Genomic DNA, 14,121 nt, shown 5'->3' with positions numbered 1-14,121 from the left:
TTCTCGGGCGATGGGCATCATCAAGGCGTCGATCCCCCTGTTCTTCCTGCTGATTGCGGCCGAGCTCCTGTGGAGCAAGGCCACGGGCCGGCGCGTGATGCGGATGAACGACTCCCTCAGTGACTTGAGCTGCGGCATCCTGAGTCAACTGGCGGGGATCTTCACCAAGCTGTTCACGATCGGGATCTTCATCTGGGTGGCGGACCGCTGGGCGGTGCAGCATTGGCTGCCGGCGATGCCTGCGTGGCCGGAGCGCGCGCCGTTTCTCGCCGTGGCGGGGTTTCCGTGGTTGGGCGTGGACGTTGCCGCCCTACTCAGCTGGAGCGCCGTGTTCGTCCTGGTGGACTTCTGCTACTACTGGAGCCACCGCTACGCGCACGAGATCAACATCCTCTGGGCGGGGCACGTGGTGCACCACTCCAGCGAGGAATACAACCTGCCTGTCGCGCTGCGGCAGAGCGCGCTGCATGGCCTGATGAGCTGGGTGTTCTACATGCCGCTGGCGTTCATGGGTGTGCCGTGGCGGATGTTCGTGGCCTGTAACGCGCTCAACCTGATCTACCAGTTCTGGATCCACACGCGGGCCGTGGGCAGGCTCTCGCCGCTCGGCGAGTACGTCCTCAACACGCCGTCGCACCACCGCGTGCACCATGGCGTGAATCCCAAGTATCAGGACAAGAACTACGCCGGCGTGTTCATCGTCTTCGATCGCTGGTTCGGCACGTTCCAGGTCGAGGAAGAGGAACCCGTCTACGGCATCACGAAGCCGCTCAAGAGCTGGAATCCGCTGTGGGCCAACGTCCACGTCTTCGTGCAGATCGCCAAGGACGCATGGCGGGCCGAGCGCTGGCGCGACAAGCTGCGCATCGTGTTCGGGCGGCCGGGCTGGCGACCGCCGGAGCTCGGAGCGATAGAGCGCCCGCAGGAAGTGAGCGCCGACACGTTCGTGAAGTACGATCCGCCGGTGCCGGCGCCGCTGGCGTGGTATGCGTTTACGCAGTTCACGATTGCCCTGCTCGCGGCCTTCGTGCTGCTCGGCAAGGCCGAGGCGCTGCCGCTGTGGGTGAGCGGCATCGCGGCGTTCTTCATTGCCGTGGCGCTGGCTGGGGTGGGCGGGATCTTCGAGAGCGCCCGCTGGGCCGGGACGCTGGAGACGGCGCGACAGATCACGGTCGCGTTGGGGAGCGGGTATCTGCTCTGGACCGGTCTTGGACTGGGCGCTCTCGCCTGGGCGGGACTCGGTGTGGCGCTGCTTTCGCTCGCCGTGCTGGCCCGGTACCGCGGTCACCTGACGGCCACCGAACTAGCACCGTTGATGTAGGTGGGCGATTAACTTTCGGGGTCCCTCACGAGGATTCCAAGTGAAGATCGCAGTCTGCCTCAAGCGCGTCCCCGACATGGACGTGAAATTCAAGATCGCCCCCTCCGGCAAGTCCGTGGACGAAACGGGGCTCAAGTTCGACATGTCCGACTTCGACGGCTACGCCGTGGAAGCCGCCATCCAGATCACCGAGAAGCTCAACGCCGGCGAGGTGACCGTCATCTCCCTCGGCGGTGACGTCGTGCAGGAAACCCTGCGCAAGGCGATGTCCATGGGCGCCCACCGCGCGGTACAGCTCAAGTACGACGGCACGTCAGTGGATTCCTACGCCGTCGCGACGGCGCTGGCCGCCGAGCTGAAGGACGGCGGCTACGACCTCGTCATGTTCGGCCGCATGAGCATCGACACCGCACACGGCGCCACTGGCGCCATCGTGGCCGAGCTGCTCGGCCTGCCCTGCGTGACGGCCATCTCCAAGCTGGAGTTCGACGGCCGCACGGCGAAGATGCGCCGTGAGCTCGAAGGCGCCTACGAGCTGGTCGAATGCGCCCTGCCGGCCGTCGTGACCATCGACGAAGGCATCGCCCGCCCGCGGTACCCGTCGCTCAAGGGCATCATGGCCGCCAAGAAGAAGCCGCTGGACGTGAAGCCCGCGCAGCTGCCCGCCGAGCGCCTGTCGCTCGACGCGATGGCGCTGCCGCCGGAGCGTGCGGCGGGCAAGATCATCGGCGAGGGCCCGGATGCGGTGCCCGAGCTCGTCCGTCTCCTCAAGGAAGAGGCGAAGGTTCTCTAATGTCGAACATTCTTGCATTCGCCGAGACGCGCGGTGGTGAGCTGCGCCGCGCCGGTCTCGAAGCCGTGGCCGCGGCCCGCGTGATTGCCGACGCCAAGGGTGGCCAGGTGCACGCCGTGCTCTTCGGCACTGCCGGCATCTCCAAGCACGCGGCCGCGCTCGGTGCGCATGGCGCCGACGTCGTGTTCGTCGTCGAGCACGCCGGCTTCACGCACAACAATCCCGAAGCGGTGAGCGCCACGCTGGCCGACAAGGTGAAGGGTGGCTATGCGGGCGTCGTGCTCGCGGCCTCCGCCACGGGCAAGGACGTCGCTCCGCGCGTCGCCGCCAAGCTTGGCGTGCCGATGGCCTCCGACGTCACCTCGCTCACCGTGAGCGGCAATGGCATCACCTGCACGCACCCCGGCTACACGGGCAAGGTCATCCAGACCGTGACGCTCACGGCGAATCCCGCCGTGGTCAGCGTGCGGCCAGGTGCCTTCCTGCCGAAGGAGAACGCGAAGGCCGGCGCGGTCGAGACGCTGGCGCCCAGCGGCGATCCGTCGGCCTCGCGCGTGAAAGTCACCGAGACGGCGGCGGGCAACACGGCGAAGCTCGACCTCGGCGAAGCCCCGGTCATCATCTCCGGCGGTCGCGGGCTCAAGGAGGCGGCGAACTTCAAGCTCGTCGAGGACCTTGCCGCCGCCTTCGGCAACGCAGCCGTCGGTGCCACGCGCGCCGTGACCGACGACGGCTGGCGTCCGCACTCGGACCAGATCGGCCAGACGGGCCGCTTGGTGTCGCCGGACCTCTACGTGGCCTGCGGCATCTCGGGCGCGATCCAGCACCTCGCCGGCATGCGCACCTCGAAGACGATCGTCGCGATCAACAAGGACAAGGACGCGCCGATCTTCAAGATTGCCGACTATGGCATCGTCGGGGACGTGCTGACGATCCTGCCGGTGCTCACTGAAGCGGTGAAGAAGGCGAAGGCGTAGTCAGCCGAGCAGCTTCTTCACTTCGGCTTGTCCGTGGAGCTCAGCGTCGATGGCGGCGCTGAGCTCGCGTGCTTTCGAGACTGCGTCCGTCAGGCCATCGGGCGCAGCCAAGCCTGCGCTGATCCGCAGGAGATCCACCCGCACGACATCGAGCGCCGCCACACACTCGGCCTGGCGTTGCTCGAGTCGGGCCTTGGCCGCCGCGAACTCGCTGCGCGCCGGTGACGGCGCCGGCAGCTCCGCCATCGCTTGATTCAGCACGCCTAGTCTCCGCTGAATGTCGGCGTTGCACCGCTCCAGTTCGTTCGCCACCGGCAAGAGGCCGCCCAACCGATCACGCGTCTCTGGCGGCAAGTGCTGGACGAGGTCCGCGACCCGCCGAGCGAGCAGGGTGGCGGTCGGCACGCTCGTCGCGGGTGGTTCCTCTGGCGTGCGATTGAACCTGCGGGCGACCCACGGGCGGCTCAACAGCCACCGCACGCCAATGAGGACCCAATCCTGCGTGCCGCGTCCGGGACGCACGAGGGCGCGAACCCAGCGCGGCAGTCGCCGCGCTGCCCGAACGAGCCCAATGCCGACGCCAAGATACAGCGCGCCGACCACGCCGAACACGGAGCCGAGCACCGGATGCACGGCCAGCGTCGTCACGGTCAGCGTCACGATGAACACCCCGAGGACAACGAACATCCCGCCGACCACGCGCGCCGTGCGCTGCAGGGCGAGATCGGTGCTCTGCCGGTCCACCCGCTCGTTGAACTCGAGGATCTCTGCCGTGATGCCGCGGACAATCTCGTCCGCGCGGAGCCCCTCGCGCCACAGCACGGCCGTGCTTCCCCACACGCCGACGCCGAAGAGGGTCAGAAGCACAGCGCCCACCACAACCACCGGAAGCGCGAAGTCACGCTCTAGGATGCCAGCCTCCGAGGCCACAACTCCCAGCGCGCCCGTCGCAAGGCCGGCGACCAAGAACACCTTCGCCTGCGCGAGGTCCCGCAGATATCCGCGAACTTCTGGACGCACGGCGGGTGCTCGCTGCTCCAGCGCGCGAAGCGTGTTGGCGACCTGGGTGGCGCCAGCGGGCCGATGCGCCCGGTCGCGCTGCAAGCATGCCGATACGACGTCGGCCAGCGCACCCGGCACCCCGGGTCGTACGAGGGAGATGCTGGGAACGTCCTCGCTCAACAGCTTCGTCAGCACGGCGGGCAGCGATGGCGCTGCGACCGGCGACCTCCCCGAGAGCGCAAAGTAGGCGGTCGCGCCGAGTGACCAGAGGTCGCCGCGCGCATCGACAGCTTCTCCGCCTGCCTGCTCTGGGCTCATGTAGTACAGCGTGCCGACGAGTGCTCCGTCGTCCGTGAGCGCGGCGGATGTCGCCTGGCGCGCGATGCCGAAGTCCGTGACCAGTGCCCGCCCGCTGGCATGCTCGAGCAAGATATTCTCCGGCTTGATGTCGCGATGGACGACGCCGCGCTCGTGCGCGTATGCGAGCGCCCACGCCACGTCACGCATCATGCGCACGGCATCCTGGGGCGCAAGCGGGCCGAGGCGAGTGACGCGTTCGGCGAGTGTCTCTCCTTCGATGAACCCCATCGCGAAGAACACGAGGTCGTCATGCGCCTCGACGGCATGGATGGGCACGATGTTCGGGTGCGACAGACCAGCCGCCGTCCGCGCCTCGCGGAGGAATCGCTCGCGCATTGTTGGGTCGCTGGCCAGATGCGGCGGCAACAACTTCACGGCCACCACCCGCTCCAGCGCCACATCCCGCGCCAGGAACACCACGCCCATCCCCCCGCGCCCGATCTCGCGGTCAAGCACATAGCGGCCGGTCACCGCCGCCTGCAACGCCAGGAACTCAGGACTTGGACGCTGTCCGACCGTCACGCGCGCTCGGGGGAAGGGGACGCGCTAAGAAAACGTCCGGAGGGTCAACTCGCAATCTGCCTAGGGCGTGGTGCGCCCCGTCGGCACGGGCTAGCTTTTCGACCATGCCCCCCGTCAACGGCTTCTTCCTCGGCATCATCGTCCTCTCGCTGGGCTTCTTCAGCTACAACGTCCAGCGCCTGATCGGCTACCTCCGCCTCGGTCGCCTCGACGACGTCCGATGGACGCAGATCCCGACCCGCGTCGGCAACTTCCTGCGCATCGGCATCTTCCAGGAGAAGATCTTCCGCGACTCCATCGCGGGACCGATGCACGCCCTGATCTTCTGGGGCTTCCTGGTCCTCGGCGCCTCGACCACCGAGTTCCTCATCGAGGGCGTGTTCCCGGGCTTCGGCTACGATCGCTTCCTGCCGGAGCCGGCCTACCGCCTGTACCGCCTGAGCCAGGAAGGCTTCGCGGCGATCGTCCTGCTGATGGTCTCCATGGCCCTCTGGCGCCGGCTGACGCGCCGTGTGCCGCGCCTCGAAGGCGCCGAGACGCATCCCAACGACCCGCTCCTCATCCTGAGCTGGATCGGCGCGCTGATGATCACGATGTTCGGCGCAGACTTCGCGCCGAGCCCGTCGCTGGCCCACTCGGTGTTCTGGTGGTCGCACGCGCTGCTCGTGCTCGGCTTCCTGAACTACCTGCCGTACTCCAAGCACCTGCACGTCGTCGTCTCGCTGCCGAATACGTTCCTGTCGAACACCAGCGGCCCAGGCACCGTCGGCACGATGCGCGCCCTGGACTTCGAGGGCCGCGATGCCGAGCAGTTCGGGGCGTCCGACGTCGAGCACCTGAGCTGGAAGTCGCTGCTCGATGGCTTCGCGTGCACGGAGTGCGGTCGCTGCACGAGCGTGTGCCCCGCCAACACCACGGGCAAGCTGCTCAGCCCGCGCAAGATCATGATCAACGTGCGCGAGCGGCTCGAAGCCAAGATGCCGTGGATGGAGCCCGGTGCCGACGGTGGTTTCGCGACGCTCCGCGCCGATGCCCCCGCCGCGCTGCTCGAGAAGCCGCTGCTCGGCGGCTACATCACCGACGAAGAACTCTGGGCCTGCACCTCCTGCCGCGCCTGCGTCTACGAATGCCCGGTTTCCATCGACCAGCTCAGCGTCATCAACGAGTTGCGCCGCAACCTCGTGCTCGCCGAGTCGCGCTTCCCCGAGGAGATGATGCCGGCCTTCGAGTCGTTGGAGACCAGCGGCTCCCCCTGGGCCTTCGATCCGGGCGATCGCGGCAAGTGGGCGGAGGGCATGGAGATCCCGACGATGGCCGAGATGGCCGAGCGTGGGGAATCGCCGGAAGTGCTGTACTGGGTCGGCTGCATGGGCAGCTTCGACGATCGCGCGAAGAAGACCACCGTCGCCTTCGCGCAGATCCTCAAGGCGTCGGGCGTCAAGTTTGCGATCCTCGGGCAAGAGGAGAAGTGCAACGGCGATCCGGCCCGCCGCATGGGCAACGAGTATCTCTACCAGATGCTTGCCAAGGACAACGTCGAAACGCTGGGCAAGTACGGCGTGAAGACGGTCGTCACGGCCTGTCCGCACTGCTTCCACCAGCTCGGCAATGAGTATCCGCAGTTCGGTGGCGAGTACGAGGTGATCCATCACTCCACGTACATCGAGCATCTCATGGCCGAAGGCCGCGTGCCGATCCGCGAGGAGCTGCACGGTCCCGTGCGCACCTTCACCTACCACGATTCCTGCTACCTCGGCCGTTACAACGACGTGTACGACGCCCCGCGCGAGACCTTGAGGCGCGCGCTGCCGGTCGTGAACCTCGTCGAGATGCCGCGGAGCAAGGACAAGGGCCTCTGCTGCGGCGCCGGTGGCGGGCGCATGTGGATGGAAGAGAAGGTCGGCAAGCGCATCAACGTGGAGCGCGCGGAAGAGGCACTGGCGACGAAGGCCGATGCGGTGGCCGTGGCCTGCCCCTTCTGCATGACGATGATGGCGGACGGCGTGAAGGCGCAGGGCGCCGAGGTGCCGGTGTACGACATCGCCGAGGTCGTGGCGCAGCAGCTGGTCTGATGTCTGAGCCCGCGACGCCCTCGCTGATCGAGTTGCCGCCGGATCATCCGGATCTGCCGATCAAGCCGCCGTTCATTTTCGTGTGGGCGATGCTCATCGGCCTGGTCGTGGATTGGATCAAGCCGATGCCAGCCCGCCCCGACCGCTGGGGCGGGCTCGGGATGATCTTCGTGGGTCTCGCACTCGCGCTCATTGCCTGGGCCTGGTTCGCGCTGAAGCGCCATCGCACCGATGTGCGCCCGTGGAAGCCGACCACCGCCATCGTGAGCGATGGTCCGTATGCGCTCACGCGCAATCCGATCTACCTCGGCTTCGCGCTGTTCCAGGTGGGGATCGGGCTGTGGAGCGACAAGCTCGCCGTGCTGCTCATGACGGTGCCGGCGATTGCCGCGACCAACAGCTGGGTCATCGCGCGCGAGGAGAGCTACCTCTTCCGCAAGTTCGGCGCCGAGTACGAACGCTACCTGACGCAAGCGCGGCGCTGGCTGTAGCCGCCAGCGCCGCGGCCAGCGCCATCGGGAGAGCTCAGCGCCCGCCGCCGCAGGCGACGCGTGCGTACGGGAAGTCGATGCCTCGCATCTGCCCGCCGCGCGGCCCCTCGATGCGCGCAATCAGCGAGTCGCTGCCACGACGGCGATAGACGATCCGCTGCGGGAAGTCATGCGCAGGGTTTTCAAAGACCAGCATCGAATCGCTGAGCTGCACCGCGGGGAATGCGGTTTCCGCCTGGCCAGATGGTTTCGCGACGTAGGCGACGCGCCCGCCGGTGGGGCCCAGGTACAGGTGCTCCCACTCGCGCACGGTGTCGCGCACGGTTGTCCGGCTCATCCCGAGCATCACTCCGCCGGACGGCGCCATCCACTGCTCCTGCGTCACGCGGGCACCCGCGCGCAGCTCCCAGCAGCCGCTGACCCATCCGGCGCGGGACACGTCGTGAGAAGGCGCAGCGGTCTGCGCGGCGAGCGGCGTCGACGCCACGAGGAGGAGCAGCGCAATCGCACGGATGGACATCGGAAGCACCGGAAGCGGGAAGGGATGACGCGCGGAGATGCTCGAATCTGCAGCGCTTGGGCACGGACGTCGTCCGCAATGCGGTCCAGTCGCACCGTCCGGGGGACGAGCCGATCGGGCGGCGGGACGCCGCGCGCCGGCCGCTACTTGCGACCGCCCTTGATCTGGTCGCGCAGCGCATTCCCTGCGCGCCGCATCACGTACGCGGCCACGGCGACGATGACGATCGCGGCGATGGTTGCCACCACCTTCTCGGTCACGCGGACCTCCAGCGCAGTTCGTAGATCGTGATGCTCGGCTTGGCCACGCCCGGCGGAGGCTCCTGACGCAGCGCGGCGTGCCACTCGAGGCCGCGCGCCGTGGCCTCCTCGAGGAACGACGATAGCGCGATGCGCCCCTGGTCCGCCAGCAGGAACACGCCATCCGGTGCGAGGACCTTCACCACCGCGTCGGCGAGAATGGGCGCATAGCGCATCTCGTACAGCACGTCCGCCGCCAGCACCAACGCGAACGTGCCGAGGTCGTGCGGCATCGCCGTCCAGTCCACCATCAGGGTCTCCGGCCGCCGCCCGACGTTGTGCTCCGCGTTGTAGATGGCGAACGGCAGCGCATCCTCGTAGTAGTCGGTCGCGAGGACGTCAAAGCCCCGCTGCAGCGCGGCGACGGTTGGAAGGCCGAGCCCGCAGCCGAGCTCGATGGCCGCCGGTCGCGCGCCCTCCACCGACTCCCGGGCCGCGTGGGGCACGCCTCGGAGCCAGAGCTCCGGCGAGAGCAGATAGGTCGCCAATACCTCCGACGACGGCCAGAGATCCGCCCAATAAGGCAGCCGCTCGTCGCGCACGTAGTCGGCCTCGGAGATCAGGTCATCGGCGTTGCGCGGCTTGAGCAGCGTCACCGTGAAGTCCGGCAGCGCCACCGCCTGAGTGGTCAGCACGTAGCGCCGCGCGAGCTCGGCCGGGACGTCCGCCGGAAGCGTCACAGCGCGAAACGCTCGCTCAGCGCTGCGTCCTCACCGAGCAGCAAGGCATGCAGCGTCTCGCCAGCCGGTACCGTGCTCGCGTCCTCCGGCACGATCAACAACGCATTCGCCAACGACATCGACGTGAGGATGCCCGACCCCTGCGGCCCGGTGAGGCGCGCGTGGAGGCGTCCGTCGTCGCCGGGCGCGACCACGGCGCGGTAGAAGTGCGTGAGCTTCGCGCCGATGCTCACCGCTTCGTCGAGCACCACGGGCACCGGTCGCCGATGCACCTGCGTGTGGCCGAGCATCCGCCGAATCGTCGGCCGCACGAAAAGCTCGAACGTAACCATGGCGCTCACCGGATTTCCGGGCAGCCCGATCCACGGCACGCCCGCGACGCGCCCGAAGCCGATCGGTGCGCCCGGACGCATGCGCACGCGCCAGAAGTCCAGCGCCGTGCCCATCGACTCGATCGCCGTGCGCGTGTGGTCGTGCTCGCCCACCGACACGCCGGCGCTCGTCACGATCAAATCGGGCTGCGCGTCCACCGCGCGCTGCAGTAACGCGCGCACCGCGTCGAGCGAATCCGGCGCGTGCCCCAGTGCCATCGGCACACCGCCATTCAGCCGCACCAAGGCCTCGAGCGTGTAACGGTTGCTGCTGACGATCCGCCGCCCGGCGAGCACCTCGGCGAACCCCTCGAGCTCCACGAGCTCGTCGCCGGAGCCGAGGATGGCCACGCGCGGACGGCGGTGCACGGGCACGGTGGCGAAGCCGATGCTGGCGAGCACGCCGATCTGCGCGGCGCCGATGCCCGTGCCGGCGGGGATCGCGACCTGCCCTTCGCGCACATCCTCCCCCGCGCGGCGGATGTTCTTGCCGATGTCGCGGTCCTTGTGGATCGCGACCTGCGCCGTGCCGCCGTCCGTGTCCTCGACGCGGATCACCGTATCGGCGCCCGGCGGCATGAACGCTCCGGTCATGATCTGCATCGCCGCGCCGCGCGGCAACGCCGCCGGCACGGGCGCGCCTGCCGCCACGCTGCCGATGACGGGCAAGTGTCGCGGGTCCGACGCCGTGGCGCCTACGACATCCGCGCCGTGCAGGGCGTAGCCGTCCATCGCCGAGTTGTCCCAGCGCGGCAGCGTGATGGGCGATACGACGTCGGCGGCAAGTACACAGCCGACAGCCTCCTCAAGCCGCGCCGGCGCAACGGGCAGGGGAGCAACGGCGGCGACGATGCGCGCGGCGGCATCCGGAACGGACAGCATCAGCGGAGTCGGAACGACATGCCGGCGAGCCAGGCAAGGAGGGCATCCTGCACCCGCTCCACCTCACGCGTCGGGACGGTGTGGTTGTTGGCGATCATCGAGAACAGCAGGACTTGGCCGTCCGCCGTCGTCACGTAGCCCGAGAGCGCGCGTGCCTTGTCGAGCGTGCCGGTCTTGGCGCGCGCGTTCGCGGCCGCCAAGGTGCCTCGCGTCCGCTCGCGAATCGTGCCATCCACGCCCGCGACGGGCAACGCTTGATAGTAGACGTCGAAGTCCGGCCGCTGCCGCATCAGGTCGAGCAGCCGCACGATCGCCTCAGGCGCGAGGAAGTTGTGCCGTGAGAGGCCCGATCCGTCGCGGAGCACGGCGAGTGACGAGTCGATGCCCCATGCCGCGAGCTGCCGGCGCACGACGGCAAGGCCGCTGTCGGCGGTCCCGACGCCGGTCTTCTCGCGTCCCAAGGTCCGCAACAGGATCTCGCCGATCTGGTTCTGCGAGGGTTTCTGGAACGCCGTGATGACACTCGGCAACGGTGGCGACACGCGCGTTGCCAGCGTCACGAGTCCCGTCGTGTCAGCCAGGCTGTCGGCACGCACGCCGCCCACGACCTCGATGCCGCGCCCGCGCAACGCTTCGTGGAAGGCTTCGAGGAATGCCGTGTTCGGCGCACGCAGCGCCACGGCCACCGTCACGGAGTCGCCCGCCCGTACTGTGCCCGCGAGCGTCAGGAGCGGACGCGGGCCTCGCAGGTCGTAGGCTGCCGTCACGCGCGAGCGCAGCATGCAGCAATTGCGTTCCGTGACGACGTCGATGCGGCCCAGTTGCGGCAGCGTCGCCGCCGGTGCGGTACGCACGCTGACCGGGGCGCCCGGTCGCGCGCCGCCGACCACGGTCACGCGGGCGAATCCCTCGTTGAACAGCAGTTCATCCACGGGCGCGGCATAGCCGTCGTCGAGGTCGTCCCAGGCCCAGCCGAGCCCGAGGGTGTCGCCGGGAAACGCGTTCGCTCCTGACGCCAACGCGCCCGTGATGCGCCGTACGCCGCGCGCGTGCAGCGAGTCCGCAAGGGCCAGCAACGGCAGCATCGCGTTGCCGCTGATGGAATCCGACACCGTGGGGTCGCCGCTGCCGACCACCACGAGATCGCCCGCAATGGTGCCCGCACGCGGCGGGCGCCCCAGCACGCGTGTCGTGTAGCGGTAGTCGGAGCCCAGTTGGGCGAGCGTCACCGCGGCGGTCACGAGCTTCGTGTTCGACGCGGGGACGAACAGCTTGCCGGCGTTGCGTGAGTACAGCGTGTCGCCGCGGGTGGGGTCGACGATCAACACGCCCCACTGCGCGCTGCGGAACATCGGCGCGTCGAGCAGCGAGTCCGCGAAGGCCGCGAGCCCGACGCGCGTGGGGTTCACGACCGGCGCCGGAGTCGCCTGTGCCCGCAGCGATCCCGTGCACGCGAGGAGAAGCGCGAGCGTTGCGAGTCGCCTCATCGCATCACCTCGCGTTCCACCCAATCGGCAAGCCGCGCGAGCCACTCGGCGTCCTGCAGCGCGAACACGGCGCCGGCGAAGCCCGTCGGAACATCGTCCGTCACGAACGCGCGCCATGCCCCGGGATGCGCCGCCTCGCTGGGCCAGAGCGCCGTTGCATGCGCCGCGCGCCGGTGAATCTCCACCTTCGGCATCGGATGCCGCTTGAATCCCTCGCAGAGCACCACGTCCGCGTCCGCCAGGTGCGCCGCGACGATGTCCTCGGGGCTGCGCTCCTCCGCCCAGCGCTCGATCAACGCGAACTTGTCCGGCGACACCATCGCCACGCGCTCGGCGCCGCCCTCGTGGTAGTGCCGGTAGGTATCTGTGGTGCTCGGATCGATGTTGAACGTGTGCGTGCCGTGCTTGAGCGTCATCACGCGATGTCCACGACGCGTCAGCTCCGCGCTGAGGCGCACCACGAGCGTCGTCTTGCCGGCATGCTTGCGGCCGACGATGCCGAGCATCGGAGGGAGCCGGCGCGCCGCGTCAGCCATGCGTGCGCCCAAGCGCTGCTGCGGCATCTTCCAGTGCCGCGAGCTCGTCGCGCGTATTCACGTTCGAGAACAGCCGTGCCGGGTCGCCGAAGTCCCGCACGCGTACCACCGGAAGCCGTTGCACGCGCACCTGCTCGTGGAACCCGATGACCCGCAGGTCGCCGGCATCGAGCGTGCGCCCCACCGCACCGAGGCAGCGCTGCGAGTACCAGGCGCACAGCGGCTCCACGCCGCGCCGCGAGCCATCGCTCTCGGGAATCACCACATCTGGCGTGTCCACCAACTGGAGCTCGTGGCGGCTCTCATCCGGACCGCCGTCTCCGATGCGCCGGAGCTCGCCGAGCAGCGCCGCCGAGACAAAGGGCATGTCCCACGCCACGAGCAGCACGTCGGTCCCGGCCTGCGCGAGCGCGGCATGCAAGCCACCGAGCGCACCGAGGCCCGGACGCACATCGGCTGCCGTGCGCACGCCCGGAAGCCAGGTCGATGCCTCGGCCGCGTTCGCAATCAGGAGCAGGTCGTCGGACACCTCACGCAACGCCGCGGCGACACGGTCAATGATCCGCCGCCCATCCACGCGCTCCAGTCCCTTCGGCAAGCCACCGAAGCGCGAGGCCGCCCCGCCCGCGAGGATCACGCCGGTGCAGCTCACGCTGCCGGCCCCTGCCACACCTGCGGCTGGCCCGAGACGGCGCGGCCAATGAGCACCATGCCCGCCGCTTGGGCAATCTCCACCGCGATCGTGCTCGGTACACTCGGTGTCGCCACCACGGCGATTCGCGCGCGCGCTGCCTTGAACGCGAGCTCGCCAGAGATGCGGCCCGTGACGAGCAGGATCAGGTCGTCCGGCCGGTCGCCCCCGAGGATTCGAGCCCCGAGCACCTTGTCGACGGCGTTGTGCCGGCCGATGTCCTCGGCGTGCGCGAGCAGCGTGTGCCCATCCGTCAGCGCCGCGGCGTGGATGCCGCCCGTCTCCTGGTAGCGTTCGCCGCGCGCGAAGAGCTCCTTGAAGAGGGCGCGCGTCTGCGCGAGGTCTGGCAGCGCGGGACGCGTCGTGCGGCGCGGCACGCTGGAGAGCGATCCGAGGATCGTCGTCACCGCGCCGCAGCCTGAGGCCAGCACGCGGCGGCGCTCCTGGCCTTCCACGGTTTGGTATCGCTCCTCGGGCACCGTCACCCAGAAGCCTGGCTCCTTCGCGCAGGGCCGCATCGAGAGCAGGTCCGCCTTGCTGTCGATGTAGCCTTCGCCGAAGCACCAGCCGACGACGAGCTCCGGCAACTGCTCGGGTGTGCACATCCACGTGACAGCCGGCTCGCCATTCACCTCGAGCCAGACGGGAACCTCGTCCACCGCGTCCAAGCGGGGCGCGCCGTCCGGCAATCGCGTCATCCCGGCTCGACCTCGGCCCAGAGTCCGGGCGCCTCTGAGACTCGCACGCGCATCACCTTCGAGCCGCTGCCCAACGCTGCCTGCATCTTCTCGGCCACCCACACCGCGAGGTTCTCGCTCGACGGAATCGCCTTGCCCTCGGCGAATTCCGGCACGTCGAGCACGAGGTTGCGATGGTCGAGCTTGTCGAAGACTTCGCGCTTGAGCGCGGTGTCGAGTGCGAAGAGGTCGGCGCAGAAGCCCGTCTGCGGATCGATCTCCCCGCCGATCGTCACGTCCACGTTGTAGGTGTGGCCGTGCCAGTTCGGATGGGCGCAGGGCCCGAAGGCCGCCGCGTTCTGCGCGTCCGTCCACTCGGGGCGGCGGTAGCGGTGCGCGGCCGAGAAAGTGACGCGGCGGGTGAGGGTGGCGCGCATCGG

14 protein-coding genes are annotated in these 14,121 nt (G+C 68.9%); 5 read left to right on the top strand and 9 right to left on the bottom strand.

The window, feature by feature from the left end; genetic code table 11:
- The first annotated feature begins 10 nt into the window (after positions 1-10).
- From Strain318_RS11520 to Strain318_RS11510, 3 genes are read left to right on the top strand one after another with little or no spacing between them, the layout of a single operon-like run.
- The gene (locus Strain318_RS11520) at positions 11-1,321 is read left to right on the top strand and encodes a sterol desaturase family protein (protein WP_367885845.1); all 1,311 of its coding nucleotides are present in this window, start codon (positions 11-13) and stop codon (positions 1,319-1,321) included.
- A 40-nt stretch (positions 1,322-1,361) separates the two neighbouring features.
- On the top strand, positions 1,362-2,114 hold the full coding sequence (locus Strain318_RS11515; RefSeq protein WP_367885844.1) for an electron transfer flavoprotein subunit beta/FixA family protein: 753 nt from the start codon (positions 1,362-1,364) through the stop codon (positions 2,112-2,114).
- Positions 2,114-3,091, top strand: a complete 978-nt coding sequence (locus Strain318_RS11510) for an electron transfer flavoprotein subunit alpha/FixB family protein (protein ID WP_367885843.1) — start codon at positions 2,114-2,116, stop codon at positions 3,089-3,091. The genes Strain318_RS11515 and Strain318_RS11510 overlap by 1 nt, the downstream gene beginning before the upstream one ends.
- Here the strand turns inward: Strain318_RS11510 and Strain318_RS11505 are convergent, their stop codons facing one another.
- Positions 3,092-4,975: a serine/threonine-protein kinase gene (locus tag Strain318_RS11505; protein ID WP_367885842.1), complete on the bottom strand. Its 1,884-nt coding sequence runs from the start codon at positions 4,973-4,975 to the stop codon at positions 3,092-3,094.
- Positions 4,976-5,079: 104 nt separating this feature from the next.
- On the opposite strand from Strain318_RS11505, the gene Strain318_RS11500 reads away from it, so the two are divergent.
- Both Strain318_RS11500 and Strain318_RS11495 read left to right on the top strand, forming a co-directional pair.
- Positions 5,080-7,047 carry a (Fe-S)-binding protein gene (locus tag Strain318_RS11500; protein ID WP_367885841.1) on the top strand — a complete coding sequence of 656 codons (1,968 nt, stop codon included), beginning with the start codon at positions 5,080-5,082 and terminating at the stop codon, positions 7,045-7,047.
- Entirely contained in the window at positions 7,047-7,538 is a 492-nt protein-coding gene (locus Strain318_RS11495; protein WP_367885840.1) for a methyltransferase family protein, read from the top strand. The genes Strain318_RS11500 and Strain318_RS11495 overlap by 1 nt, the downstream gene beginning before the upstream one ends.
- 34 nt (positions 7,539-7,572) lie before the next feature.
- Here Strain318_RS11495 and Strain318_RS11490 read toward each other — a convergent pair whose 3' ends face one another.
- From Strain318_RS11490 to Strain318_RS11455, 8 genes are all read right to left on the bottom strand, one after another.
- Positions 7,573-8,058, bottom strand: a complete 486-nt coding sequence (locus Strain318_RS11490) for a DUF6265 family protein (RefSeq protein ID WP_367885839.1) — start codon at positions 8,056-8,058, stop codon at positions 7,573-7,575.
- Between the two features lie 256 nt (positions 8,059-8,314).
- Positions 8,315-9,037 (bottom strand): class I SAM-dependent methyltransferase, encoded by a 723-nt coding sequence (locus Strain318_RS11485; RefSeq protein ID WP_367885838.1) that lies wholly within the window; start codon positions 9,035-9,037, stop codon positions 8,315-8,317.
- Positions 9,034-10,290 carry a molybdopterin molybdotransferase MoeA gene (locus tag Strain318_RS11480; RefSeq protein ID WP_367885837.1) on the bottom strand — a complete coding sequence of 419 codons (1,257 nt, stop codon included), beginning with the start codon at positions 10,288-10,290 and terminating at the stop codon, positions 9,034-9,036. Before Strain318_RS11480 ends, Strain318_RS11485 begins: the two co-directional genes overlap by 4 nt.
- On the bottom strand, positions 10,290-11,777 hold the full coding sequence (gene dacB, locus Strain318_RS11475; protein ID WP_367885836.1) for a D-alanyl-D-alanine carboxypeptidase/D-alanyl-D-alanine endopeptidase: 1,488 nt from the start codon (positions 11,775-11,777) through the stop codon (positions 10,290-10,292). Before dacB ends, Strain318_RS11480 begins: the two co-directional genes overlap by 1 nt.
- Positions 11,774-12,313, bottom strand: a complete 540-nt coding sequence (gene mobB / locus Strain318_RS11470; protein WP_367885835.1) for a molybdopterin-guanine dinucleotide biosynthesis protein B — start codon at positions 12,311-12,313, stop codon at positions 11,774-11,776. The genes dacB and mobB overlap by 4 nt, the downstream gene beginning before the upstream one ends.
- Positions 12,306-12,965, bottom strand: coding sequence for a molybdenum cofactor guanylyltransferase (locus Strain318_RS11465; RefSeq protein WP_367885834.1), 660 nt, complete (start codon positions 12,963-12,965; stop codon positions 12,306-12,308). The genes mobB and Strain318_RS11465 overlap by 8 nt, the downstream gene beginning before the upstream one ends.
- A complete protein-coding gene (locus Strain318_RS11460) occupies positions 12,962-13,702 on the bottom strand; it encodes a formate dehydrogenase accessory sulfurtransferase FdhD (RefSeq protein ID WP_367885833.1) in 741 nt (246 codons plus the stop codon). The genes Strain318_RS11465 and Strain318_RS11460 overlap by 4 nt, the downstream gene beginning before the upstream one ends.
- A complete protein-coding gene (locus Strain318_RS11455) occupies positions 13,699-14,118 on the bottom strand; it encodes a 6-pyruvoyl trahydropterin synthase family protein (RefSeq protein ID WP_367885832.1) in 420 nt (139 codons plus the stop codon). The genes Strain318_RS11460 and Strain318_RS11455 overlap by 4 nt, the downstream gene beginning before the upstream one ends.
- Between the last annotated feature and the right edge of the window lie 3 nt (positions 14,119-14,121).

Origin of the sequence: Pseudogemmatithrix spongiicola (assembly GCF_030623445.1) — a bacterium.
GTDB lineage: Bacteria > Gemmatimonadota > Gemmatimonadetes > Gemmatimonadales > Gemmatimonadaceae > Pseudogemmatithrix > Pseudogemmatithrix spongiicola.
This window is presented reverse-complemented; position numbering and strand designations above follow the sequence as displayed.